This window comes from Actinosynnema sp. NPDC023794 (assembly GCF_040639675.1).
GTDB lineage: Bacteria > Actinomycetota > Actinomycetes > Mycobacteriales > Pseudonocardiaceae > Actinosynnema > Actinosynnema luteola.
On record NZ_JBFAFR010000044.1, the window covers coordinates 30,701 to 55,145 of the forward strand.

Sequence of the window (24,445 nt, forward strand, 5' to 3'; positions counted from 1 at the left end):
CTCGGCGTGGGCGTTGGCTCGTGACACCGTGGTGGGATCTTCACGACCTGGATGTCTGCGTCGGAGAAGGCCGCGTCGAACGAGGTGGTGAACTGACCAGCTCGGTCGCCGACCGGGATGTCCGCCGTCGCAGTGGGGATCGTGCCGTTCCGGAAGCCGAAGCACGTTCCGTGTTCGAGGCAGATCGTCGAACTGGTCGACAACTTGGGGTCGCGCGCCGACCTATGGGGTGGTCGGCGCGCACAGGAGTCATCGTCCTGACACTGTGCCGGCTTGAGCCGTCGCCCCTGTTCTCGCACTTTCGAGTGAGAGCCGGCAATCGGTGGCATCAGGAACGACTACCACCTGGTCCAGCTCGGATGGCCGCATCGGGAACGGAACGGTGCGCCTGCCCACCATGGGGCGCGATCCGGCCCGCGTCACGCACCTCGCACACCACCACGCCGCCTCGACCGATGCGCGGGGCGGTCCTGATCAAGGCATCGGGATGCGGCCCCAGACGACCTTGCCGGCGTCTCCGTGGCGTACACCCCAGTCGTTGCAGATCGTTTGGACTATCTTCATGCCGTTGCCGCGGTGGGGGCTGATGCTGGAGGACCCGACGACGGGGGTGCGGTCTGGGGTCGCGTCGTGGGCCTCGACGACGAGTTCGGGTCCGCGGTCGGGATGGATCTCGCGGCGCAGCAGCAGATACCGGGGGTCGTCGGCGTGGTCGCAGGCGTTGGAGGCCAGTTCCGTCGCCACCAGCTGCACGTCGTGGACGAAGTCGTCGTCGTGAGGGTGTAGCGCGTCACCGATGCGTCGGCGCACGGCGGCGAGGTTGTCGCACGGCAGGGAGACCTCGAACTCCGCCTGGTCGGCGACACGCCCCTCTTCGGCGTGGCCGTCGGCGCCGCGCTCGTCCTGCGTGACCGTCTTCGCCTCACGCGATCCGGTCGTGGTGTCGATGTCCGGGAAAGGCCGGTGTCGGGGGTGGTCAGGGTCGGCATGGGCGTCGGTCACGAGATCGGGTTGCCCGGAAGCTGATCGGCTCATGCACCGTTAAGCCATTCAGCCTAGGAAGGTCAGGTGCCCCCGGTCGTCGACCAGACAGATGCCGAACGTGCGTGGTGGGGCACAAGCGTCGGGCCCGCCGGTGGTGACCGGCGGGCCCGTGCGCTGTGGTGGTGTGTCAGCCGTGGGCGCGGTGACCCCGGCTGGTGGCGAAGTGGTAGACGGCGAGCACGACGACCGAGCCGAGGATGGCGAGCAGCCAGGTGCTCAGGTCGAAGAAGCTGCCGATATCGGAGCCGAAGACGGCACGTCCGATGAAGCCGCCGATGATCGCGCCGACGATGCCGAGCAGCATGGTGACGATGATGCCGCCCGGGTCCTTGCCGGGCATGACGGCCTTGGCGATGGCGCCCGCGATGAGGCCCAGAACGATCCAACCCAGGATGCCCACAGCGCTTCCTTGTCCTCGTGCCACGCCGACTCCGGCGACGTGGCGTGATCATTACGGGGACCGGTTGCCCACATCGCACGGACTTCACACCTGTCACGGTGATGCTGTGGTGGGTCGACCGCGTCGGCACCGGCGCATCCCCGGACGTCGTACCGGATGCGTGGGCGTGTGCGGTGATGAAACGGTGGGCTTCGTGGACGCCGACGGGGTGGCTTGGTGGGGGATGCGGAGGTGGATATCGGACGGCCGGTGATACGTCCACGACTTCGAGTACTCCGGCCGGTGGACTCCGAAGCGCCTGCCGATCGGGTGTGGTGAGGCCCGCGAATGCGTTCCACCACCGGCGAATCACGCTGAACGCCGCCGCGTTTGAGCCGGCCGCTCTCGTGGTACTGACCAGGACCATCGCTGTCCCGCTCCGGAAGGTGCTCATGCAGATCCAGGTCAATACCGACCACAACATCCACGGTGGCGAACGACTGGCCACCTATGTGACCACCGACCTGGAGAGCAGCCTGTCCCGGTTCAGCGGATGGTTGACCCGGGTGGAAGTGCACCTCAGTGAGGACGCGGGCGGCAAGCCGGAAGACAAGAAGTGCGTCATCGAGGCGCGGCCGGGGGGCAAACAGCCGGTCGCGGTCACCCACCACGCGACCACCGTGGACGACGCGTACGCCGGGGCGGCGCACAAGTTGGGAAGGGTGTTGGATTCCCGATACACCCGCGCCCATGACCACAAGGGCAGCGACAGCATCCGACACATGCCCGCTCCGGAAGCCCCGGAGCGGGTCGGTGCGATCGAGGACGATCCTCAGGGCTGATCAAGGCCACATGGGGCTGTGGGCCTCATCGGCCGAACCTCCGGTCGGACGGCATCACCGGGACGAAGGTCGGTCTTCCTCGCGGACGGAGTTGTCGGAAGGCACACCGTGCGGCTGTGTTCGCAAGTCACCCCACGGAGACGGCGGGTGTCAGACCGTAGGCCGCCGCGCCGGATCCGGGACCGCGTGGTGCCGGCGGGCTCCCAGCCGGCGCGTGATCCGCGAACCAGCGCAGGGTGGCCTGACGCCACACCTGGGTGCCCACCGCGCCGGGCGCGGCGTCGAAGACGTGCTGACCATAGGGGACTTCGATCAGGTCGCAGGGGACGTCGCCGCGGTGAAGCCGGTCGTACAGCCGGCGGGTGCCGTCGGGCGGCACGATGTAGTCGGAGGTCCCCATGGTGAGAAGGGTCGGGGGCGCCTGAGGGGTGATGTGGTTCGCCGGCGTGGTGGCGGCGTACCGCTCGGGGTACTGATCGGGACTCCCTCCGACATACCGCTCGGCGAAGATCCTGGATGGTTCGTTGGCGTAGAGCTGCGCCATGTCGCTGACCGGGTAGAGGGCGCTGACTGCGGCGACCCGAGGTGGGGCGCCGCCGCAGCTGGAACGGAGCTGACCGGCGTTGCCCTTGTAGGCGGCTTGGAGCGCCAGGTTGCCGCCGGCGGAGTCGCCGATCAGCATCAACCGCGTGGTGTCGCCCCCGTACCGGCGTGCGTTGGCCCCGGTCCACGCCAACGCACAGCCGATCTGCTGCTCGGTGACGTCCCACAGATGGCGCTGGTCGGTGGAGAGGGTGTAATCGGCGCTGATGACGAGGTACCCGTGCTCGGCGAACCAGCGCGCGTGCGCGGGCGGCGTGCCCTCCAGTCGGGAGCTCGAGATGAAGCCCCCACCGTGCACCATGACGATGACCGGTGCGCCGGCTCCGTCGCCGTCGGCCTGCCGCCACACCGACAGCGACAGGGCTTGCCCCTCGAAGCGGAGGTAGTCGACGTTCTCGTCGGGTGAGGCGCTCCCGTGCGAGAGCTCCAGCAGCGCTCCCACGTCGAGGTCTGCCTTCTCGCGGTCGGCCACGGCCAACTGCCTCCCGCCGATCACGGCGACGCCCGCCAGCGACAGGACGGCCAGAAGGACCAGCGCACCTCGTGCCCAGGTCCGTCGTCGCCACCACAGCCCTCCGACCACCGCGACCAGGAGGAGGGAGGAGATGGCGAGGTGCGCCGAGAACGACGAGAGAGTGGCACCGACGACGTTCACCGGAGCTGGGAGGAAGGTGCTGACGACGAGGAGGAACACGACGGCCACCACCAGCCCCAGCAGGAGGAAGAGCGCTCGCCGCACCCACACGGTCACGACACCGGTGCTCGTCCGCGTGCCGAGAGCCGCAGTCCGCGCGGGCGGGTCCGCCTGGTCGCCGGGATCTGCGGGCGAGGTCATGAAGGGCTCCTCACAGGCATGGTGCGACGCGATGCTCGATCCCTGACTTTGTACCTGCGGTCGCACCGAGCCGCAGCACGACGTCGGTGCCGCCCGCGCTGTCGGTGCCCAGCGGGTTCACAGCTTCCGGAGAAGCTGTCAGAGGCCAGGTCGCAGGTGCCCTGAGGGGTCGGCTGTTGATCGTCGGCACCGGCTCATGACGCTCTTCGTCATCCGGGCGGTGCCGTGGGATGTCCCCGAACCGCGCACAGCGGGGAGCCGCAGGCGGCGTAGCTGTCCAGTGATGGCGTCAGCACCCGCGTCACCGGCCGGTGACGACCAGTTCCGCCGGACCACCGGCCAGGTGACGACGAAGCAGCATCGGACTGCCTGGTTCTCCCAGCGGCCGGTCCGGTCCGGTCACGGTCGGCGTCGGTGCAGTGGAAAGGCCGGTGCGGCCGTGACGTCGTTCCACACCGGGGCCGGGTTCAGAGCCGTCCGGAGCGGGCGACTTCGCCGTACCAGCGCGCGCTGGGCTTGATCGTGCGGGTGAAGGTCTCGCGGTCTACGGACACCAGGCCGAAGGTCGGGGTCCACGAACCCCACTCGTAGTTGTCCAGCAGCGACCAGTGCAGGTAGCCCCGCACGTCGATGCCGTCGGCCATGGCGCGTGCCAGCCCGGTCAGGGCGGTGCGGGTGTACTCGACCCGCTCGGCGTCGTCGGCCGTCGCGATCCCGTTCTCGGTGACCAGGATCGGCACGGCGGGGCCGACCCGCCGTGCGGTGTGGCGGACGGCGCCTTCCAACGCCTCGGGGTAGAACTCCCAGCCGGTGAGCGTCTTGCGCGTGCTCTCCGGGTCCTGCGGGCCGTCGGGTCCGATGACCACTCGGGTGTACGCCTGGACGCCGATGAAGTCGTCGTCCCCGGCGACGTCGAGGAACTGGTCCTCACGGGACTGGGACCACTGCGCGGTCGGCTCTTCGGCGCCTGCCGCTGCCTGGAAGTTCTGGTTCGCCACCGTCCAGCCGGAGCGTACCCCCGGTAGCGCGGCGAGCTCCTCGCGTGCGGCGCGGTGTGCGCCGATCAGCGCGTCGGCGACGCCCTGGTCCGGTGGGGGCATGGCGCCGGCCACGTTCTCGTGCCGCTCACCGCGCTTGAGCATCGCGCTCATCATCGCGAGCATGTTCGGTTCGTTGATGGTGCACACCCACTCGACGCCGTCGAGGATCGGCAGCACCGACCGGACGTAGTCCCGGAACCGGGAGACGCCGCCCTTCGCGGTCCACCCGCCCGCCGCGCGGAACCATGCCGGGGTCGTGAAGTGGTGCAGCGTCACCACGGGCGTCAGACCGCGCTCGAAGCAGCCCTCGATCATCCGGCGATAGTGGGCGAGCTGTGCCCGCGAGGTGTGGCCGGGCGCGGGTTCGACGCGTGCCCACTCGATGCTGAACCGGTAGGAGTTGAGGCCGAGGTCGCGGACGACGTCGAGGTCCTCGGGCCACCGGTGGTAGCTGTCGCAGGCGTCTCCGCTGCGCTCCGCCATGATCGGGTCCGGCGCGTTCTCGACGGCCCACAGGTCGCTGCCGGTGTTGTTGCCCTCGACCTGGTGTGCGGAGGTCGCGGCCCCCCACAGGAAGCCGTCGGGGAAGGTGGTCGTCATGGTGTCTCCTGGCTGCGGTCGCGAGGGTGTCACGGGCGTCGGTAGGTGCCGGCGGCGATGAGTTCCTCCTGGCGGGCCTGCGCTTGGGCGACCAGGTCGGCCACGGTCGCGGCGGTGACGCCGAGGCCGAAGGAGCGCAGCTTGTCGAGCGGGATGGACAGGAACATCCGCACCAGCTCGGGGGCGACCGACGACGCCCGACCGGCCAGGGACACCCGGCCGAGGAGCGCGGCGAGCACCTGCTGCCCCGCGGGGTCGGCCTGCCACTCGGCGATCGTGGACTGCGCTGTGAGCGGCGCCAGCACGCGGTCGCCGTCGCTGTGCACCGTGGCGCGCAGCCGTACGTCGCGCGAGGAGGCTCCCACGCGCACGGCGTAGTCACCGGGGAGCACGGTCCAGCGCTGCCCGCGCGCGTCCCACGTCTGCAGTTCGGCGGCGGTGAGCGGCAGCGTGACGGTGGCCGTCTCGCCGGGTCGCAGGTCGAGCGCGGCGAAGCCGCGCAGTTCCGCGCGGGGCCGGGTCGGCTGCTGTCCCTCGGCCGGGCCGACGTAGAGCTGGGCGACCTCCCGGCCGTCGCGGTCACCGGTGTTCGTCACCGAGAACGCGACCTCCCACGTGTTCTCGGCCTGTTCGACCACCCGCAGGTCGGAGTACGCGAACCGGGTGTAGGTCAGGCCGTGCCCGAACGGGAAGGCGACCGGCCGGTCCACCGCGTCGAAGTGCCGGTACCCCACGTGGACGCTCTCCCCGTACACGGAGACCCCGTCGACGCCGGGGAAGGTGGGGTAGGAGGGGTGGTCCGCGAGCCGCAGGGGGATGGTCTCGGCGAGCCTGCCCGAGGGCGCGCGGTCGCCGAGGAGGAGGTCCGCGGTCGCCTCGCCGCCCGCCTGGCCGAGCAGCCAGCCCTCCAGGATCGCGTTGGCGTGGTGCTGCCACTGGGCCACCGACACGACGCCGCCGTTGGACAGCACCACGACCACGCGGGGCGCGACGGCGGCGACCTGTTCCAGCAGACCGACCTGGTCGGCGGGCAGGTCGATCGTCGTGCGGTCGAAGCCCTCGGACTCGGCGTGCTCGGGTAGTCCGAGGAAGACCACCGCGACCTGGGCGGCGCCGGCGGCCTCGACCGCGGCCCGTGCCAGCGCCTCGTCGCCGGAGCCGTCCACGGCGTACCCCGGCGCGAACCGGACGACGTCGGCGCCCAACCGCGCGGTGAGCGCGTCCAGGGCCGAGCTCACCCCGGTCGGCACGATGCGGGATGAACCTCCGCCCTGGAAGCGGGGTGTGCGGGCGAACTCGCCGATCACCGCGACCGAGGCCCGCGACGAGCGGTCCAGCGGCAGCACGCCGTCGTTGGCCAGCAGCACCGCCGATCGTGCGGCGGCCTCCCGGGCCAGGTCGGTGTTGCGGTCGCGGATCGCCGCCAGCTCCTGCTCGGAGACGGGCTCCTTCGCCTCGCCGAGCCTCGCTTCGAGGCGGCGCAGGCGCTCCACCACGGCGTCGAGCGCGGACTCGGCCAGCTCTCCCCGTTCGACGGCGGCAACGACCTCGTCGTCGGTGCCGGTCGGCGGCATTTCCAGGTCCAGACCGGCGCGCAGGGCGGCGACCCGGTCGTCGACCGCGCCCCAGTCGGACACGACGACCCCGTCGAAGCCCCACTCCTCGCGCAGCATCCGGGTGAGCAGCCAGGGATCCTCGCTCGCGGGGACGCCGTTGATCCGGTTGTAGGCGCTCATCACCATGGCAGGGCGGGCGGTACGCACGACGTGCTCGAAAGCGCGGAGGTAGACCTCGTGCAGGGCCCGCTGGTCGACCTCGGCGGAGACCCGCATGCGGTCGGTCTCCTGGTTGTTCACGGCGAAGTGCTTGACGCACGCGCCGACACCACCGGACTGGATGCCCTCGACGTAGGCGGCGGCCAGCCGGCCGGTGAGGTGCGGGTCCTCGGAGAAGTACTCGAAGTTGCGCCCACCGAGCGGTGAGCGCTTGAGGTTCATTCCCGGACCGAGGAGCACGTCCACTTCCAGGGCGGCCGCCTCCTCGGCGAGGGCCTCGCCGACGCGGCGCACCAGCGCGGGGTCCCACGTGGACCCGAGCGCCACCGCGGGCGGGAAGCACGTGGCCGGCACGCTGTTGCCGATGCCGAGCGCGTCACCGCCCTCGCGCTGGCGGCGCACCCCGTGCGGCCCGTCGGCGAGCAGGAACGGGCGCACGATGCCCGGCGCTCCCGCCGAGTGCCAGGTGTCGCTGCCCGAGGTCAGCGACGCCTTCAGCTCGATCGGCAGGGTGCGGTCGATCTGGTCGGGCATGGGTGCGGTCTCCCTCGTGGATGGGTGGGTTGGCCGTCCGCAGCGCCCGAGTGCGCCGCAGCCGGTGCGCCTCAGGCCGAGTCGGTGCGCCAGCCGGTCGTGTCGACGCCCAGCAGGGCGAGGAAGTCGACCAGGCGGGCGCGCATGTCGATCGTCTCCGGGGCGAGCAGCCATTGCGTCTGCAGCCCGTCGAGGACCGCGATGAGTTGCTGCGCCGCAGTGTCGGGATCGGGGGCGGACCGATCGCCGTGCCGGTCCACCAGTTCACCGAGGACCGTCGCGAAGTGCTCCCGCAGGATCTCGTAGCGGCGGCGGAAGTAGGTGTGGGCGGGGTGGTTGACGTCGCTGGCCTCATTGGAGAGCTTGGCGTACAACGCGACCAGCCCCGGCGTGCGGGCGTTGCGCTCGACGATGCGGACCGTCTGGTCGAGGTGGCCCCACGCATCGAGGTGCTCGTCGAACAGGACGACGGCGTCGTCGGCGTCGCGTCGTTCGAGCACCTGCATGAGCAATTCGTCCTTGCCGCCCGGGAAGTGGTGCAGCAGGCCCGCGTGGGTGATCTCCGCCTGGGCGGCGATGTCCCGCTGGGACACGGCGAGGTAGCCGGATTTCGAGAACAGGTCCGCGGCAGCTTCGACGATCCGCTCCTTGGTGCGGTCGCCCTTGGTGTACCGGCGGGCGGAGGGAGGCGGGTCGTCGGCGACGTGGTCGAGGTCCGGGCTCGTCATCGTGTCTCCTCCTGGGTCGGGTCCCGGTCGGGCGGCGCCGGTGATGCGAAAGCGTGCTGGACATCTTGCGTGGTGGTGTGCCTACCATGTCGCCCGGCAGAACTTACCACATGGTTAGTTCTGCGGGATCGGTTTGCGGGCAAGGAAGCCCGGCTGCTCAGAACAGGAGTGACCCATGAGGATCCGCAGGTTCCCGACCGCCGGTTCGGCGGGTGTCGTGGTAGCCGCCCTCGTCTTGGCGGGGTGCACCGGAGCCGGCGGCGGGACGTCCGGGCAGAGCGATCCGATCCTCGACATCGCCACGATGACCTTCCCCCAGAGCCTCGACCCGGTGACCGCGGTCGGCGGCGCGCTGCCCTTCTTCCAGGCCACCTACGACTCCCTGCTCAAGCGCGAGGCCGACGGCGCCTACCGCCCGATGCTGGCCACCGAGTGGACCTGGGACGCGGGCTGGACGAAGCTGTCGCTGACGCTGCGCGGTGACGTCAAGTTCGACGACGGCACACCGTTCGACGGCACGGCGGTCAAGGCGAACCTGGAGCGCTTCAAGGCGAGCAGCGGGGCCAACGCCAAGTGGCTGTCCGGTTTGGAACAGGTGGAGGTGGTGGACGCGACCCACGTCGTGCTGCACCTGGACGCGCCGGACCCGGCCTACCTCTACTACCTGTCCGACGCCGCCGGCCTCATGGCGAACCCCGCGGCGTTCGCCGATGCCGAGAAGCTGAAGACCGCGCCCGACGGCACGGGACCGTACGAACTGGACGCTTCCCAGACCACGGTCGGGACGAAGTGGGTCTACCGGCGTGCCGACAGCTACTGGGGCGAGCGCCTGCCGTTCGACGGCGTCACCATGACGGTGTTCGACAACGAGACGGCCATCGTCAACGGGCTGAAGACCGGCCAGATCGACACCGCCGTCGTCCAGGACGCCAACCAGCAGGCGGCCCTGGAAGGCGCCGCCGGGCTGACGACGACCCCGATCAACTTCGACTACCAGGGCATCCTGCTGTTCGACCGCGCCGGTGTGGTCACACCCGAACTCGCCGACGTGAAGGTGCGACAGGCGCTCAACCACGCGATCGACCGCAAGACGATGCTGGAGCAGATCCGCCGGGGCAAGGGCGTGGTCACCAGCCAGATCTTCGGCACCGACTCCCTCGGCTACGACGAAGCCCTCGACTCGCACTACGCCCACGACCCGGAGAAGGCCAAGCGGCTCCTGGCGGAGGCCGGCCACGCGGACGGCTTCGAGCTGAAGATGCCGCGCATGACCTCCATCGTCACCGAAGCCATCGCCTCCTCGCTCAAGTCCGACCTCGCCGATGTCGGGATCACCCTCACGTGGGTGGATGTCGACCAGGGCGACGCGCTGCGGCGTGTCTTCCAGAACCGCGAGTTCTCCGGTTTCGTGATGAACCTCGGGCAGCAGGCCAGCGACTGGTTGGTCGTCAAGGACCTCGTGCTGCCGGGCACGTTCAACCTCTTCGGCTACACCGACGAGACGGTGCGGGCGCTGGTGCCGAAGATCCAGACCTCCTCGACCGAGGACGCGCGGGACGATCTGCGGGCCCTCAACCGGAACCTCGTGGAGAACGCCTGGTTCGTCCCGTTCTACCGGATGACCTACGTCCTCGTGACCGACAGCGGCGTCACGGCGACGCCCCAGTCGGGCATGGCGGTGCCATCCCTCTACAACTACCGGCCGGCCGCCTGAAGCCGAGGGCAACCCGGGTCCCGCAGGAGGCCGTTCACCATGTCGAGATTCGCTGCCCGCCGCCTGGCCGCAGGCATCTTCCTCCTCTTCGTCGTCTCGTTCGTCTCGTTCGTGTTGTTGTCGATCCCGACTCTCGACGTGGCGCGGCAGCTGCTGGGGCAGTCCGCGTCGCAGGAGGCCGTGGACGCCAAGAACGCCGAGCTGGGCCTCGACCAGCCGGTCCTCGCCCGTTACGCGCGGTGGTTGGGGGACGCGCTCACCGGTGACCTGGGGACGTCGTGGTTCACCAGCGAGGACGTGCTGACGGCCATCGGGCACCGGCTGCCGGTAACGCTGAGCCTGATGCTCGGCGTCACGCTCGTCACCGCGCTGCTCGCCCTCCTCCTCGGGGTGTGGGCGGGCGTGCGTCGCGGGGCCGTCGACCGGCTCGTGCAGGTGCTCGGCGTCGTCGGGTACGCGTTGCCCGGCTTCCTGGTCACGCTCGTCATCGTGCTGGTCTTCGCCGTGCAGCTGCGGTGGTTCCCGGCGATCGGGTACATCCCGCTGACGACATCGGTCCCGGGGTGGCTGTCCACGGTCACCCTGCCGATCCTGTCGTTGTCCGTGGCGGCCGTGGCCGGCGTCTCGCAGCAGGTGCGAGGTTCGGTCATCGACGTGCTGCGCCAGGATTACGTCCGCACGCTGCGGGCACGGGGGTTGCCGCCCCGGCGGGTGCTGTTCCGCCACGTGCTGCGCAACGCCTCGGCGCCGGCGCTCACCGTGCTCGGCATGCAGTTCGTGGGCCTGCTCGGGGGCGCGGTGCTGGTCGAGCAGATCTTCGGCCTGCCCGGCATCGGCTCCATGACCGTCACCTACACCACGCGCGGCGACACCCCGATCATCATGGGCCTGGTCATGACCACGGTCGTCTGCGTCGTCGTGATCAACCTTGTCGTCGACCTGCTCGTCGGCTGGCTCAACCCGAAGGCGAGGGCCGCATGAGCGAGGCGCTCAGGTCGGACAACCACCCGCGGGCCGGCGTGGCGGCGCCCCGCCGCGCCAAGCGGTCCCGGCGGTTCCTGCGCAACCCGCAGGCCGTGATCTCCGCGCTGGTCCTCGTGCTGATCGGTGGCGCGGTGCTGCTGGCGCCGCTACTGTCCACCGGCGATCCCGACGCGGCGGAGCTGAGCAAGGCGTTCGCCGCGGCGGAGCCGGGGCACCCGCTGGGGTTCGACTCCGCGGGGCGCGACGTGTGGTCCCGGCTGCTCCACGGTGGCCGCAACACCCTCGGAGGCGCGCTCATCGCCCTCGCGGTCGCGCTGTCGGTCGGGGTGCCCAGCGGCCTGGTCGCGGGCTACTACGGCAAGTGGTTCGACGCGCTGGCGAACTGGGTGGGCAACTTCGTCATGGCCCTGCCCGCCATGGTCGTGCTGCTGGCGTCGCGGGCCATCCTCGGTCCGACCATGTGGGTGCTCATGGTCGTCCTCGGCGTGCTCGTCGCGCCGAGCTTCTTCCGGCTCGTGCGCGGCATCGTCGCCAACGTGCGCGGTGAGCTGTACGTCGACGCCGCGCGCGTGTCCGGGTTGCGCGACCGCCGGATCATCGCCCGGCACGTGCTGACCGTGGTCCGGGCGCCGATCATCATCCAGACCGCCCTGGTCGCGGGCATCGCCATCAGCCTGCAGGCCGGGCTGGAGTTCCTGGGCATCGGCAGCGGTGACCTGCCGACCTGGGGCGCCATGCTCAACGAGGCGTTCCAGAACGTCCAGCGCAGCCCGATGTTCATGGCGTGGCCGGGACTGGCGCTCGGCATCACCAGTGCAGCGCTCGTGCTACTGGCGAGCGCGCTCCGCGACGTCCTGGAGGACGGGGACGCCAAGCCCCGAAGCTGCGGGCCGCCCGCCGTGCCCGCGTCGTCGCCCCCGCCACGCCGGACGACGACAGGCCGCGGGCGGCGTTGCTGTCCGTGCGCGACCTCGCCGTGTCCTACGGCGCCGGCGCGTCGGCCGTCGACGTGGTGCACGGAGTGGACCTCGACGTCTCCGAGGGCGAGGTCGTCGGTCTGGTCGGCCAGTCCGGCTCCGGCAAGTCGCAGACGGCGTTCTCGGTGCTGGGCATCCTGCCCGAGGGCGGTCGTGTCTCGCGGGGGAGCATCCTCCTCGCCGGAACGGAAGTGGTCGGGCTCTCCGAGAAGGGGTATCGCGCGCTGAGGGGTGACGTGGTCGCCTACGTGCCGCAGGAGCCCATGACCAACCTCGACCCGGCCTTCACCATCGGCAGCCAGCTCGTGGAACCGATGCGGCTGCGGCTGCGGCTCTCACGCAAGGCCGCGGCCGAGCGCGCGCTGGAGCTGCTGCGCCAAGTGGAGATCGTCGACCCCCGACGGGTCTTCCACGCCTATCCGCACCAGATCTCCGGGGGCATGGCACAACGGGTGCTCATCGCCGGGGCGATGAGCTGCGACCCCAGACTCCTGATCGCCGACGAGCCGACCACCGCGCTCGACGTCACCGTGCAGGCCGAGGTGCTGGAACTGCTCCGCCGCCTGCAAGCCGAGCGCGGCCTGGGCGTGCTGCTGGTGACGCACAACCTCGGCGTCGTCGCGGACCTCTGCGACCGCGTCGCGGTCATGAACGCCGGTCGCATCGTCGAAACCGGCAGCACCGAGCAGGTCCTCGCGCACCCGAGTCACCCGTACACCCGAACCCTGATCGACGCTGTGCTCGACGACGCGCCCGCCAGACCCGCCTGGGTCGCGCCCCGAGCCGACGACGGCACGGAGGTCCCGGCATGAGCAGCGTGTCACCCGAGCCGCCGACCACCTCGGTGACGCCACCCGGACCGCGGGTGCTCGACGTCCGCGACCTACGGGTGTCCTTCCCGGGCAGGGGTGGCGCGCTCCGCGCGTGGAGGTCCTGCACGGCGTGTCGCTCGACATCCGCCCCGGCGAGACCGTGGGTCTGGTGGGCGAATCCGGCTCCGGCAAGACGACGATCGGGCGGGCCGTCCTCGGCCTCGCCCCGGTGCACGACGGGACGGTGGAGTTCCTCGGCGAGCGCATCGAGCACGCCACCAACCGACGGCGTCGCCGGCTCAGCCGCGACCTGCAGGTCATCTTCCAGGACCCGTTCGCCTCCCTGAACCCGTCCATCCCGGTCGGCGACACGCTCGCCGAACCGCTGCACGCGCAAGGCATCCCGGGGCAGGAGGCTCGGCGCAGGGTCCTCGACCTCCTCGACCGCGTCGCCCTCCCGGCCGACGCGGCCCAGCGGCTTCCCCGTGAGTTCTCCGGCGGGCAGCGCCAACGCATTGCCATCGCCCGGGCGCTCGCCATCGGCCCCAAGTTGATCGTGTGCGACGAACCGGTCTCCGCGCTCGACCTCACCACCCAGCGCACGGTGCTGGACCTCCTGCTGGACCTCCAGGAGCAGACAGGGGTCGCATACCTGTTCATCTCCCACGACCTGTCCGTGGTGCGCTACATGAGCCACCGGGTCAACGTCATCCACCGCGGTCACATCGTCGAGTCGGGAGACGCCGGACAGGTCACCACAGCGCCCCGGCACCCCTACACCCAGCGACTGCTGCTGTCCGCCCCCGTCGCCGACCCCGTGGTACAGCGGACCCGGCGAGCCGCGCTGGACCAGCGGCGGGCGGAGGAGAACGCATGACACCGGACCTCCCCCTCGTGCCGCTCCCGTCGCACGTCGAGGTGACCAGGGCGGCACCCGTCACGCTCGCGCCCACGGGAACGGTCACCGTGGCCGTGCCGCGCGGCCTCGCCCAGCGCGTGACCGACTGGTTCGCGACCTGGGCGCAACGGCTGCACGGCTTCGACGTCCGGGTGGTCCCGCGCGGGGAACCGCGAGCCGACGTCGTGGTCGTCGTGGACGATCCCGACGCACTGGGACTGGCGCACCTGCCGGGACCGGACGGGGTCGACCCCCGCGCGGCCCCCGCTGATGAGCGGTACCGACTGACGGTCCGCCCTGAGGGCGTGCTCGTCGAGGCCACAGGTGACGAAGCCGCCTTCCGCGGCCTCACCACCCTGCTCCAACTCATCGACCCCGCGCTGACCGTCCCCGGCGTCACGATCGAGGACGGACCTGCCTACGCGTGGCGCGGCCTCTCACTCGACGTCGTGCGCCACTTCTTCCCGCCCGAGGAGGTCTACCGCGTCGTCGACCTCCTCGCCTGGTACAAGCTCGACGTCCTGCACCTGCACCTCACCGACTCGCAGGCGTGGCGGGTGGAGGTCACCGGCCGTCCCCGGCTCACCGGCACTCACCCCACCGCGACCGCGGACTTCTACTCGCGGGCGGACCTCGACCGGATCATCGCGTACGCGGCGGAGCGCTACGTCACGGTGGTCCCCGAGTTCGACGTGCCCGGCCATGTGATCGCGGCGTTCACGGCCTACCCGGAACTCGCCGGCGGCACGGAACCGGCACACCCGTACGTGCGCTACCTCGACCCCGACGTCCCCGAGGCCGTCGCCTTCACCCGCGACGTGCTCCACGAACTCGTCGACCTGGCACCGGGACCGTTCGTGCACCTGGGGGCCGACGAGCCGTTCGGCATGCCGGTGCAGGCGTACCGGCGGTTCGTCCGGGACGCGCACGCACTGCTCCGCTCCCGCGGCAAGCGCGTCGTCGCCTGGCAGGAAGCCGCCCGGGCGGACTGCCTGGACGGTGACGACGTGCTGCAGTACTGGATCGGCCCCGACAACCCCTTCGACGTGGAACAGCTGAAGGCGCGGGCCCCGGCCGCGCTGCACCCCGTGATCGACGACGCCGCCGGGCTGTTCGCCCTCGCCCCGCAAGACGTGCCGACCGCAGCCGCAGCAGGCGTTCCGGTACTGGTGTCCTCCAACACGATGCTGTACCTGGACCGCCCCTACGCGGACGCCGCGGCCGACGAGAGCGCTGAGCAGAGGAGGGGACGCGTGGGACACGGGGACTACGTGGCGCGCAGCCCCGAGCAGGCGTTCGCCTGGCACCCGAGCACCCTGCCTGAACTCGCGGCTGCCGGCGCCCGGATCGCCGGCGTCGAGGCGGCGATCTGGTGCGAGACGGTCGACTCGTTCGACGACCTCGCGTTCCTGCTGCTCCCGCGCCTCGCGGGAGCAGCGGAGAAGGCCTGGACGCGGCAGGCCACCGACTGGCCTGACCACGGTTCACGCCTCGCCCCACATGCCGGCGCGTGGAGCGCCCTGGGATTCCACGCCGCCTACCGCGCGGCCGTCGCGAACGCCCGCGCAGTGGAACAGGGCAGCCACGATCAAGCCGATGCCCGTGGTCGGTGGCACCACTGACGGCTGTGGTTGTGCACTCCGGACAGTCCTTGCACGGCGGCGTCGCCGACCTCGACGGGTGGTCTTCGCGATCGCGGTCGGGCAGAGATGGCTTGGCGGTGGCGCTTCCGGGAACGGCGCGGCCCGTGTGGCACTCGGGACACTTGATTCACGCACAGGCGTTCAAGCTCCACCAACCGCCTGGACCCGACCTGATCTGGGCCGGATGACCGGCACCGACACGATCGTGCGCAGGCTGCGGGTAACGGCGGCCGTGGTGGTCGAGGTGACAGATCCCGCGGCGTTGGAACGGGCGGCGTTGCGGCACGTCGACGAGGCCGACTGCTGAGTCGACGACAGCGGGTCGACCCTCGACGAGATGCGTGCCGAGGAGCGGGACAGGGTGCACGGCGATGTCGGGGCCGCATTGGTGGAGTTGGTCGATCCGTACCTGATGGTCGACATCGAGGGCGTGGAGTTCTCCGGCTCCGAGTGCGAGGCCGTGGAAGTCGACGAACAGAACCACCCGGTCCCGTCGTGGCCGGACTTCGCCGCCCTGTTCCTCGTGTGCGGATGCGACGTGTCGGACTGCGACGACCGCGCGTCCGATCACGTGACGCCGCGGACGGCGGCGGTGCTGTGGGGGACACCGACTTCGCCCACCTGCCCGAGTACGACAACGACCTGCGGTGGACGCTGCTCACGGACGTGCTGTTCAAGGACCACGACATCCTCGAACTTTTCGACCCGGGCCGCGACGGCATCGAAGACCCCGACGACGAGCAGAACCGCAGCACCGGCATGGGCGACTACACCCCACCTGCCTGGTTCACCACCTCCGACCACATGACACCGCGCGACCCGCGACGTCCGTTCCGCCGCTGAGAAAGGAGGTCAGGAGTTGGCAGCGCGGCGCCGCAAGAAGGCGGAACCATCGGATCAGGAAGCCCAGGGCGCCTTTCGTCCCGGTACCGGTGAGGTGGTCTCCAATTCCGCGCACAACGTCATGGGCAATGTCCTACGGGCAAGGGACGTCACCGTTCAGGGCGACCTGATCATGTTCGGGGCGTCAGCGGGTAAGCGACGTTCATCCCAGGGCGAGCCGTCTGAGGTGCGGCCCGGCTCGACGGCAGGCGTGGAGGACGGTCGGCGAACGGCCGGGAGCCGAGTGGAAGTTGATCGCGGATGACGGGCCGCGTGTAAGGGATGCTGGTCAGCCCACCGCGCCGGACCCGGCTTCGGCGGCGTGGCGGACCAGTTCGGCCCACACAACTTTGCCCGTCGGGTGGACGTCGACTCCCCACCGGCGCGCCAAGCCCTCGACCAGGACCAGGCCGGAGCCGCGCGTCCCGCCCCACCGCGAGGACCCCGGGACGGGCACCTCGCGGCACGCGTCCTCGACCTCGACCCGCACCGCCGACGAAGCCGTCGACCTCCAGACCCTGACCTCGACCGGGGACCGCCCGTGGTCGTGGGCGTTGGCCGCCAGTTCCGCGAGGACCAGCCAGACCTTCTCTGCGCAGTCCCGATCTTCGCGGTACAACGCCGCCCGGACCCACTGCCGCAACTCGTGCGACGGCATTCGCGACGCCGGCAGGTCCATGCTCAACGCGAGCCGGCCGCGGTCACCCCCACGTCCGTCGTCCTGCGCCCTGGAGCCGACCCGCTCGACCGCACCCATGGCCTCGACGTACCCGAAGACCCCGATCTCCACACCAACCCCGAGGCACCTATCGCCGCAGTGATGACCAGCGGGTACAAGGTGCCGTATCTGTGGCCTGTGAGGCCACAGGCATTGAGGGCGTGCAGTGGACACTGTCGATCTTCCGCGAAAGAGCGTCGATCTCGACCTGTCCGACAGTCGCCCATCCACAGCAGCCCTGATGGGACTGGTCGCCGGCATGGGGCCGGTGTCGGTGGCGATCGGCTCGTGGACGTCCAGGTCGTCGCCGCGCAGTAGGTCGACAACGCCTACCGGCATGCCTGGGCACCGCGGCGGTGGCGGATGTACCGGTTGGCCGACCGCGATCTGGTGCGGATCGAGGTGGGCGACGGCAGCCCGAGCCTGCTGCCGGTCCTGGGCCGGTTGGACGCACCCGAGCACGGCCGCGGTCTGCTCATGGTCAACCGGCTGTCGGTCAACCGGGGACATCGGCGTGACGACGACCGGAAAACCGTCTGGGTCGAGGTCCGACTGGCCTGAGCCGTCCGCGCGAACACCGCGGCCGGAGACGATCGGTGGGCGTGATCACCGGTGGCGGCACGGACGACGTCCTGCGCGCTTTGGTGGAGGGGAGTTGCCGCCGTCGGCGACTGCGTGGAGCCTCGCCTTGACCTTGTCGGGCACGCGAGCAGGTGCAGTGGCATGCGAGCCCTGAGGCTTTGGTCTTGTGGCTGGACGGTCCGGTAACGAGGCCTGGTAGTTGTTCCGGAAGGCCTTGTAGGTCATGTCGAGTTCCCCGGACCGGCGGTCTGCCACGGGGATGTGCTCCACACGGTCGACCAGAGGGTTCGCGCACGGCCGCGATGTGGCCGCCGCCCTTCGCCTGGCGATGTTCACCACGGCCCGGCTCGGACTTCGCCAACTCGGGGCCGACTTGCACGCTGGTCAGGCGTCGTCGCGGCGCTCGTTGGGGTGCCGTGCCCGAGCGGTCCGGCTCGCGCGATTCCGAACTTGTCGGATTCCGGCTGCTTCTTGATCGGTGCTACGTCTCAAGAGCGGGGATGGCGGCGACGTCGCCGGAGGCCGCGTAGCAGAGCCGGTAGACCCCACTCCAGGCCGTCGAGCAGGAACTCCCGCATGAGTCTGCCCTGTCTCGGAGCTTCGCCGTTCGGATGGCACTGACGCTCCTGGGAGAGGACCGCTCGGACATCACCCGAAGGTCGGTTCGACTCCATGTCAGCCGGGACAGCGGTGGTCTTGGTGGCCGGGGAGCATGCGGCCGGCCCTGCGGATCGCGCATCGCCGCAGGTAAGCGTATATGGGCCACCTGCTCGAGGAAATCTGTGATCGCTGGAGTAGACATTCGCACGTCGGTGTGTGTAGTGTTCTCCTTGTCGAACAGAAGAGAACGTCCTGTCGGCGCGGGAGAGGACGAACTACCCGCGAGTTGGAAGCAGTACGGCCTCGCCGGCCGGGACCAGTGGTAGAAGATCCTGCGGGCGAAGCCAAGGGCAGTCGGCACAGGTAGTACCGGGAGCACAACCGCAATGCGCTCGACAGCAGTTCGCACGACCCCGGGCCGACAGCCAGCAGTGGAAGCAGCGTCGGTCAGGCGCGCTGGAGCCGATCAGTGGAAGGGGTTCCGGCACGGTGGCCGCAGGCGGTCGGTGAGGTGAGCCGGAGTGTTCGAAGAGTCCGGTGCCGACGGTCGAAGCAGTACAGGCAAGGTAAGGATCGACGGAGAAGGGAAGGGTTGCACGCCATCGGATCGCCTGCCTCGGAGTGAAGTCGTCCGGGCGGGTACCGCACTCCAGATCGATTGGAAGGTGGTTTCCGGTCACGTACAAGCGATCCCCGCGTTGTCCGGAGTTCGTGCGGATGGCGCGGACATGACGAACCGGTCCCAGGGCCGGTTGGTGGAAGTGAACCCGTAACCCCAGGGGCCCGGCGCCGAGATGGCGCCGGGCCCCTCTTCGCGCGCGGAGGTGCGATGACCCCAGAGACGGTCGAGCCGCAACCTGCGGCCGACAAGTTCGACGACGACCACTACCCCGCCTACACGATGGGCGGCGCCGCCGAGATGCTCGGCACCACGCCGGGATTCCTGCGCAGGCTGGACGAGGCGAAGCTGATCCGGCCCCGACGTTCCCCGGGCGGGCACCGCCGCTACTCCCGACACCAGTTGCGCATCGCCGCCCGCGTCCGGGAACTCGTCGACCAGGGCACCGGACTGGACGCCGCCGTGCCGCATCGTCACCCTGGAGGACCAGCTCCGGGAAGCACGCGGGTTCAACCAGAAGCTCTCGCCACCACTGCGACAGGACTACCCGCCACTGCGTGGCGGGTGAGGCAGGCAGGGCCGGGGCGTCGACCGCCCACCGGGCAACTTCCGGCAGGGCGACGGGGCGAATCGTGCCGACCGCCCCCTCGACGTCCCGAATCCCGTCGCCGGCACCGGCACCGGCCACCGGAACACCGCGTCCGCCTCTCGGCGGCATGCGGCTACGCCGGCCCTGGACGTGGAGGAGTGGGCGTTCGCGCAGGTCGCGTGCCTGCACCCGAACACCTACCCCGTAGTGACCGGTCGCTGTCCGCCCACAGCGGCTGACGGGTGCCCGTCCCAGGCGGAGCGGTGGACATGTCCACCAGCAAGCCGTTCGCTGCGTCCGCGCCGGGGCGAGGGGCGGTCGTGGGCGGCTCCTGGTCAACCAGCTCGCCGACCTGGTCCGAACGCACATCAGCGCTCACGGCACGACCGTGTACGCCTTCCCGAGCCTGGTCGCCGCAGGTCACGACATCGGTGACGGCCCGCAGCGGACCTGAGACGAGGCGCAGTCGAGAACACCGGCGCACTTCAGCGCACTTCGACGCACACCGTGCTGATCGGCCACTGTGGTCCCTGCTTGATCGATGTCGTGGGACGACCTGACAGAACGGGCAGCTGTGGCGGCCTGGATCGCGGTGTGGTTGTCGGACAGCGTTCCGCTTGGCTTCCTGCTTCTGCTGTCCCACGGGCGGCGGGTGGTGCTGGAGATCGACGGTAAGCACCACCACGCCCCCGACGGGCGAGCGGATCCGGACGTCTCGCCAGGGTCATGTGCGGGGATCGCGAGCTCAAGCTCAGCGGTTATGGCGGCCATCGGTTCGGCGCCGCGGAACTGGCTGACGAGGAGCGGGTGCTTACCGTCGTCGAGGCGTTCTTCCGCGAACCTGTACCGCACGACCGGCCTGTCGCCTGCCTGGTCATCTCGACGGCGATGGAAGGGCGGCGGTTCGGGTGTGTCCTGGTCGACCGGTGTGCGGCTGCTTCGGGGAACTGGCAGGTGCGCGGGGCACGGGAGGTGTGGAATCGGTCAGGGGATGGGGATGCGGCCCCAGACGACTTTGCTGTGGTCTTCGTGGCGGACCCCCCAGTCGTTGCAGATCGTCTCGACCATCTTCATGCCGTTGCCCCGTTCAGGGCTGATGCTGGAGGAGCCGACGACCGGTGTGCGGTCGGGGGTGGCGTCGCGGGCCTCGACGACGAGTTCGGGTCCGCGGTCGGGGTGAACTTCCCGGCGCAGCAGCAGGTGCCGGGGGTGGTCGGCGTGGTCGCAGGCGTTGGACGCCAGCTCCGTGGCCACCAGCTGCACGTCCAGGATGAAGGCGTCGTCACACCTGTGCAGTACTTCGGCGATTCGGTTGCGCACGGTGGCGAGGTCGTCGCAGTGCACCGTGGTGTCCACCGCCACCTGGCCGGTGGTCCAGCCCGCGTCGGCGTGCCCGTCCGCGTCGCGCTCGTCGTGCGGGATCGTCGTCGCTTCACGCGATCCGGTCGCACCATCCGTGGCTTGAGTGTCTCCCGCGGTGAGGTGTTCGGGTTTCGAGCGGGCGTTGTTCACCGGATAGGGTTGCCCGAAACCTGTGTAACCCATGCGCGGTTAGCCCATTCGGATTACTACCGATTCGGGTGTCACGTGAACCGGTATTCGCAGCCGGTTGTGGACCACCGTGTCCATCCTGCGTCGTCGACGGGTTCCGGGAAAGCGCCGACGGCGAGGACGAGGGTCGAGGCGCGAGCGGGTCGTCTCGATGTCACTCCTTGGAGGTTGATGGGGGCTTGGCGGCCTTGCTCGATCGCGCGGACGTCAAGCAGGTGAGGCGGTATCCATGTCGGCGCCGTTGTCGGCGTGGCGTTCGGTGCGGTTGGTTCCGTGCCAGTCCAGGCAGAGCACGGTGGCGTCGTCCTGGAGGTGGTCGCCGCAGGCGTGGCGCACCGCTCTGGTGACCGCCCGCACCACCTCCCTGGCATGCAGCCCGGCGGTGTCGCGGAGCAGCGCGGGCAGGTCGACGGCGGCGGCGTCGCGTTCGAACATGCCGTCGGTGATCAGCACCAGCCGGTCGCCGGGGCGCAGGTCGAGCCGCTGCACCCGGTACCGGTGGTGCGGCAGTACGCCGAAGAGCAGGTCGATCTCCAGCTCGACCGGTCGCGCCACACCGTCGCGCAGCAGCAGCGGCGCGGGATGGCCGGCGTTGACCAGCTCGGACCGTCCCCGTTGCAGATCCAGACGCAGCAGCAGCCCGGTCGCCAGCGATCCCCGGCCGTGCTCCAGCAGTGCCTGGTTGGCTCGTCGCGCCTGCCCGGCCAGGTCATGACCGGCCCGGCGGGCCCCGCGCAGCGCACCGACCAGCAGGGTCGCGGTCAGCGCCGAGGCGACGTCGTGGCCGACGGCGTCGGTCATCGACAGGTGCAGGGTGTCGCGGTCGAGGGTGTAGTCGTAGGTGTCGCCGCCGATGTCGTCGGCGGGCACCAGGGCGCCGGCGACGGTGAACTGAGCGGCCTCGCAGCACGACGCCGTCGGCAGCAGTTGGTGCTGGATCTCGGCGGCCAGGCTCATCGGGGTGGTGCGTCGGCTGGAGTGGTAGATGTCGGTGAAGCGGCGGTCGGCGACGATGACGTAGGCCAGCGCGTGGGCCGCCTCGGCCAGCTGCGCCAGCACCTCGTCGTCGAAGGAGGGCACGGTCACCTCCAGCACGCCGACGCAGTCGCCGCGGTTGGTCACCGGCAGCACCACGCGCACCTCGTCGCCGTCCCGCTCCTGCCACGGCCGCTGGGTGCGCAGCACCTCTTCGTAGGCGCTGTCCCGCAGGTGGACGTGCGCCGCACCCGACTCGCCGGGGTCCTGCGCCGTCGAGGTCAGCCGCACCAGGTGCTCGTCGACGAGGTCGACCAGCAGGAACGACACGTCGAAGGCCCCGACCCGCTTCGCCAGGTCACGCGCGACCACCTCGACCGAATCCGCCGGTGGTGCGCTTTCGGCTGCCGCCAGCACATCACCCGGTTTCAACACCTCACCGCTCACTGCAACCTCCGACGACCAGAAGTCCACTCAACCACAAAGCACATCGTCCGGACGCGGCACGCAGCTCTCCGGCGCGGCGCTCGCCCGCCGATGGCGCAGTCGACGGTAAACGTGCTGAGGGCGGGGCGAGCGGTACGACGTCGAGCACGCCCGGCACGGCCACCTCGCGTCGCACGACCGGCGTGGTCGGCACGTGGAGGGCGCGTCGGCGTCCAGTATCCGAAAGGAGCCTCCAGCACTTCGCCCACCATCGGGTGGAGCACCCCGCCGGTCACCCTCAGCACCCTGTCGCCGCCGTCGGTCTCGGCGACCTCGACGGCACAACGACGCACTCCGGCGCCGGACCTCGCGGTGGTGGCGCTCATCGGAGCGGCCCCTTCGACGGCGCCCTGGTCACCGCGAGGACGCATGCGGTCTTGACCCGCTGTTCGTCACCCATGCCGGTGCCAGTGGCCGTGTGCGCTCCTGTCGCTTGATCGGGTCCGCGCGGTCAGCCGGGCCGACGGACCACGGTGCCGAAGAACTCGCTGACCTGCCGCATGACGGCGGCCAGGCCCTCGGCGTCGAGCGGCTTGGTGATATAGGCGTTGGCGTGGGCGCTGTAGCTGGCCGTCACGTCGGTCTCGGCCTGCGAGGAGGTCAGCACCACCACCGGGATCGAGCGCAACGCCTCGTCGGCCTTGACCTGGGCGAGGATCTCGCGGCCGTCGAGGCGGGGCAGGTTGAGGTCGAGCAGGACCAGGCCCGGTCTGGGGGCGTCGCCGTGGTCGCCGGTGCGCAGCAGGAAGGCCAGCGCCTCGTCGCCGTCACGCACCGTGTGTAGCCGCACCGGGCTGTCAGCCAGGGCTTCGGTGACCACGAGCGCATCACCCAGGTCGTCCTCCACCAGCAGCACGTCCAGCACCGCTTCGTGGTCGAATCCCGAGGACCCCATCGCGTTGCTCACGCGATGACTCTAATCGTCGAGCCCGGGGCTGCCGGCACCTCGCCGTGGACCTGGCCGGGCGTCCGACGCTGGGCGAGGTGCGCCGCTGGACGGCCGAGGTGCTCCCACTGCTGGGCGCCGATCTGCTCGACGACGTGGTGATGGTGGTCAACGAACTGGTCGCCAACGCCTACGACCACACCGTGACGCTGGCGCGACTGCACGTGCTCGTCACCGACGGGCAGGTGCGCGTCGCGGTCGAGGGCGGCTCAGTCAACTCCACTGCGGTGTGGGCCTGGACGTCGGCGTCGGTGGCCAATGGGAAACGTTCCCGTCGATCACCCCGGCCCTGACTCGGACGGTTGTCGAAGGTGTGTAGCACGTTCCGGTGACGGGTAGACCAGGATCGCCGCGCTTGCGCGAGGCGTGGCGGGAACCACGTTCTGGGGGTTCCGAAACCAGACCTGTGCGTGCGGTTGAGCAGACAGCCCGCGGAGCCGGTCTGGATCGCGTGGTGCGGACCGGGACGCGAGGCAGCGACCCGTCCCGGTTCGCACCACGCCCGAACCGGACCTCAGGACGACGCGGCATCCCTGGGGGACGACCGGCCGCACGAACGCGGAGATCGGTGGGCAGTCCGCGTAAGGCTTTGAGGGTCCGATCCGCGTCCGAGTTCCTCGATCGGATTCATGTCTTGAACGAATCATGTCTGACTCGGGCGAGCCGTAGGCGACCCACCAGCACGGTCGCGCCGACGCGGACCATGATCTACTGCGAGCCGGGCGTGGAGGCGACAGCCTCCACCTGGTGGACACCCGACACCGCTTGCACCTGCTGCGACCTTTCCTCGTCGGTCACATCGGCCCGGTGAGCCGCAACTGGTCGACGTTCCACGCCGACGCCGACCGATGCGTTGTTTCACGATCTTGGTGAAAGCGGGTGCCCTCGGGCGTGCCACGGCGCGCAAGGAGTGGGACCGGAACGGGACCGATCGGACCTGCGCCACGAACTGCCGGCGGCTGCGAGGGACCTCGCAGCCGCCCGGGCACCCGGGCCCAGCGCCCGGGGCACCAACCACGCACAAAGGAAGAGGGTCGGGTAGGGGAAGAGTGTTGGATTAAGCGTGTAGATAAAGGTGGTGGCCGGAAA

At 70.3% G+C, this 24,445-nt stretch carries 20 protein-coding genes and 2 pseudogenes; 12 read left to right on the forward strand and 10 right to left on the reverse strand.

Annotated features, from left to right (window positions below):
* Positions 1 to 474: 474 nt before the first annotated feature.
* Together AB0H12_RS41845 and AB0H12_RS41850 are read right to left on the reverse strand one after the other, a co-directional pair.
* Entirely contained in the window at positions 475 to 1,002 is a 528-nt protein-coding gene (locus tag AB0H12_RS41845) for an ATP-binding protein (RefSeq protein WP_499631236.1), read from the reverse strand.
* Positions 1,003 to 1,171: 169 nt separating this feature from the next.
* Entirely contained in the window at positions 1,172 to 1,444 is a 273-nt protein-coding gene (locus AB0H12_RS41850) for a GlsB/YeaQ/YmgE family stress response membrane protein (RefSeq protein WP_230571511.1), read from the reverse strand.
* Positions 1,445 to 1,875: 431 nt separating this feature from the next.
* Here AB0H12_RS41850 and AB0H12_RS41855 point away from each other — a divergent pair, with 431 nt between their 5' ends.
* Positions 1,876 to 2,265 carry an HPF/RaiA family ribosome-associated protein gene (locus AB0H12_RS41855; protein WP_499631239.1) on the forward strand — a complete coding sequence of 130 codons (390 nt, stop codon included), beginning with the start codon at positions 1,876 to 1,878 and terminating at the stop codon, positions 2,263 to 2,265.
* 127 nt (positions 2,266 to 2,392) lie between these two features.
* Here the strand turns inward: AB0H12_RS41855 and AB0H12_RS41860 are convergent, their stop codons facing one another.
* The 4 genes from AB0H12_RS41860 to AB0H12_RS41875 all read right to left on the reverse strand — a co-directional run bounded on the left by AB0H12_RS41860 (position 2,393) and on the right by AB0H12_RS41875 (position 8,380).
* Positions 2,393 to 3,703: an alpha/beta hydrolase gene (locus tag AB0H12_RS41860; protein WP_499631242.1), complete on the reverse strand. Its 1,311-nt coding sequence runs from the start codon at positions 3,701 to 3,703 to the stop codon at positions 2,393 to 2,395.
* 467 nt (positions 3,704 to 4,170) lie between these two features.
* The gene (locus AB0H12_RS41865; RefSeq protein WP_499631245.1) at positions 4,171 to 5,343 is read right to left on the reverse strand and encodes a glycoside hydrolase family 1 protein; all 1,173 of its coding nucleotides are present in this window, start codon (positions 5,341 to 5,343) and stop codon (positions 4,171 to 4,173) included.
* Between the two features lie 29 nt (positions 5,344 to 5,372).
* Positions 5,373 to 7,652: a glycoside hydrolase family 3 C-terminal domain-containing protein gene (locus tag AB0H12_RS41870; RefSeq protein WP_499631247.1), complete on the reverse strand. Its 2,280-nt coding sequence runs from the start codon at positions 7,650 to 7,652 to the stop codon at positions 5,373 to 5,375.
* Between the two features lie 71 nt (positions 7,653 to 7,723).
* Positions 7,724 to 8,380, reverse strand: coding sequence for a TetR/AcrR family transcriptional regulator (locus AB0H12_RS41875; RefSeq protein ID WP_499631250.1), 657 nt, complete (start codon positions 8,378 to 8,380; stop codon positions 7,724 to 7,726).
* Between the two features lie 175 nt (positions 8,381 to 8,555).
* Between AB0H12_RS41875 and AB0H12_RS41880 the strand changes: the two genes are divergently transcribed.
* From AB0H12_RS41880 to AB0H12_RS41915, 8 genes and pseudogenes are all read left to right on the forward strand, one after another.
* Complete coding sequence (locus AB0H12_RS41880) at positions 8,556 to 10,094, forward strand: ABC transporter substrate-binding protein (protein WP_499631252.1); 1,539 nt, start codon at positions 8,556 to 8,558, stop codon at positions 10,092 to 10,094.
* Positions 10,095 to 10,133: 39 nt separating this feature from the next.
* A complete protein-coding gene (locus AB0H12_RS41885) occupies positions 10,134 to 11,075 on the forward strand; it encodes an ABC transporter permease (protein ID WP_106619208.1) in 942 nt (313 codons plus the stop codon).
* Positions 11,072 to 11,878: pseudogene (locus AB0H12_RS41890) on the forward strand (ABC transporter permease); the annotation flags it as partial. The gene AB0H12_RS41885 and the pseudogene AB0H12_RS41890, both read left to right, overlap by 4 nt.
* A 221-nt stretch (positions 11,879 to 12,099) precedes the next feature.
* On the forward strand, positions 12,100 to 12,867 hold the full coding sequence (locus AB0H12_RS41895) for an ABC transporter ATP-binding protein (protein WP_499631255.1): 768 nt from the start codon (positions 12,100 to 12,102) through the stop codon (positions 12,865 to 12,867).
* 112 nt (positions 12,868 to 12,979) lie between these two features.
* Positions 12,980 to 13,744, forward strand: coding sequence for an ATP-binding cassette domain-containing protein (locus AB0H12_RS41900; protein WP_499631258.1), 765 nt, complete (start codon positions 12,980 to 12,982; stop codon positions 13,742 to 13,744).
* Positions 13,741 to 15,387, forward strand: a complete 1,647-nt coding sequence (locus tag AB0H12_RS41905; protein ID WP_499631261.1) for a family 20 glycosylhydrolase — start codon at positions 13,741 to 13,743, stop codon at positions 15,385 to 15,387. The genes AB0H12_RS41900 and AB0H12_RS41905 overlap by 4 nt, the downstream gene beginning before the upstream one ends.
* Positions 15,388 to 15,592: 205 nt before the next feature.
* The gene (locus AB0H12_RS41910; RefSeq protein WP_499631264.1) at positions 15,593 to 15,715 is read left to right on the forward strand and encodes a hypothetical protein; all 123 of its coding nucleotides are present in this window, start codon (positions 15,593 to 15,595) and stop codon (positions 15,713 to 15,715) included.
* Between the two features lie 290 nt (positions 15,716 to 16,005).
* Complete coding sequence (locus tag AB0H12_RS41915) at positions 16,006 to 16,251, forward strand: hypothetical protein (protein ID WP_499631267.1); 246 nt, start codon at positions 16,006 to 16,008, stop codon at positions 16,249 to 16,251.
* Between the two features lie 328 nt (positions 16,252 to 16,579).
* Here AB0H12_RS41915 and AB0H12_RS41920 read toward each other — a convergent pair whose 3' ends face one another.
* Entirely contained in the window at positions 16,580 to 17,080 is a 501-nt protein-coding gene (locus tag AB0H12_RS41920; RefSeq protein WP_499631269.1) for an ATP-binding protein, read from the reverse strand.
* Between the two features lie 291 nt (positions 17,081 to 17,371).
* Here AB0H12_RS41920 and AB0H12_RS41925 point away from each other — a divergent pair, with 291 nt between their 5' ends.
* Complete coding sequence (locus AB0H12_RS41925) at positions 17,372 to 17,569, forward strand: ATP-binding protein (RefSeq protein ID WP_499631272.1); 198 nt, start codon at positions 17,372 to 17,374, stop codon at positions 17,567 to 17,569.
* 1,450 nt (positions 17,570 to 19,019) lie between these two features.
* Positions 19,020 to 19,377, forward strand: a pseudogene (locus AB0H12_RS41930) (MerR family transcriptional regulator).
* 1,005 nt (positions 19,378 to 20,382) lie between these two features.
* Here AB0H12_RS41930 and AB0H12_RS41935 read toward each other — a convergent pair.
* The 3 genes from AB0H12_RS41935 to AB0H12_RS41945 all read right to left on the reverse strand — a co-directional run bounded on the left by AB0H12_RS41935 (position 20,383) and on the right by AB0H12_RS41945 (position 23,305).
* Positions 20,383 to 20,910, reverse strand: a complete 528-nt coding sequence (locus AB0H12_RS41935; RefSeq protein ID WP_499631274.1) for an ATP-binding protein — start codon at positions 20,908 to 20,910, stop codon at positions 20,383 to 20,385.
* Between the two features lie 246 nt (positions 20,911 to 21,156).
* Positions 21,157 to 22,371 (reverse strand): PP2C family protein-serine/threonine phosphatase, encoded by a 1,215-nt coding sequence (locus tag AB0H12_RS41940; RefSeq protein WP_499631277.1) that lies wholly within the window; start codon positions 22,369 to 22,371, stop codon positions 21,157 to 21,159.
* 490 nt (positions 22,372 to 22,861) lie between these two features.
* On the reverse strand, positions 22,862 to 23,305 hold the full coding sequence (locus AB0H12_RS41945) for a response regulator (protein WP_499631286.1): 444 nt from the start codon (positions 23,303 to 23,305) through the stop codon (positions 22,862 to 22,864).
* 89 nt (positions 23,306 to 23,394) lie between these two features.
* Here AB0H12_RS41945 and AB0H12_RS41950 point away from each other — a divergent pair, with 89 nt between their 5' ends.
* Entirely contained in the window at positions 23,395 to 23,649 is a 255-nt protein-coding gene (locus tag AB0H12_RS41950) for a hypothetical protein (protein WP_499631280.1), read from the forward strand.
* The last annotated feature ends 796 nt before the right edge of the window (positions 23,650 to 24,445 follow it).

Bases quoted from the DNA above. Each gene is read 5' to 3' on its own strand.
- AB0H12_RS41855 (WP_499631239.1), top strand. From the start codon at position 1,876: ATGCAGATCCAGGTCAATACCGACCACAACATCCACGGTGGCGAACGA.
- AB0H12_RS41860 (WP_499631242.1), bottom strand. From the start codon at position 3,703: ATGACCTCGCCCGCAGATCCCGGCGACCAGGCGGACCCGCCCGCGCGG.
- AB0H12_RS41865 (WP_499631245.1), bottom strand. From the start codon at position 5,343: ATGACGACCACCTTCCCCGACGGCTTCCTGTGGGGGGCCGCGACCTCC.
- AB0H12_RS41870 (WP_499631247.1), bottom strand. From the start codon at position 7,652: ATGCCCGACCAGATCGACCGCACCCTGCCGATCGAGCTGAAGGCGTCG.
- AB0H12_RS41875 (WP_499631250.1), bottom strand. From the start codon at position 8,380: ATGACGAGCCCGGACCTCGACCACGTCGCCGACGACCCGCCTCCCTCC.
- AB0H12_RS41880 (WP_499631252.1), top strand. From the start codon at position 8,556: ATGAGGATCCGCAGGTTCCCGACCGCCGGTTCGGCGGGTGTCGTGGTA.
- AB0H12_RS41885 (WP_106619208.1), top strand. From the start codon at position 10,134: ATGTCGAGATTCGCTGCCCGCCGCCTGGCCGCAGGCATCTTCCTCCTC.
- AB0H12_RS41905 (WP_499631261.1), top strand. From the start codon at position 13,741: ATGACACCGGACCTCCCCCTCGTGCCGCTCCCGTCGCACGTCGAGGTG.
- AB0H12_RS41910 (WP_499631264.1), top strand. From the start codon at position 15,593: ATGACCGGCACCGACACGATCGTGCGCAGGCTGCGGGTAACGGCGGCC.
- AB0H12_RS41925 (WP_499631272.1), top strand. From the start codon at position 17,372: ATGTACCGGTTGGCCGACCGCGATCTGGTGCGGATCGAGGTGGGCGAC.
- AB0H12_RS41945 (WP_499631286.1), bottom strand. From the start codon at position 23,305: ATGGGGTCCTCGGGATTCGACCACGAAGCGGTGCTGGACGTGCTGCTG.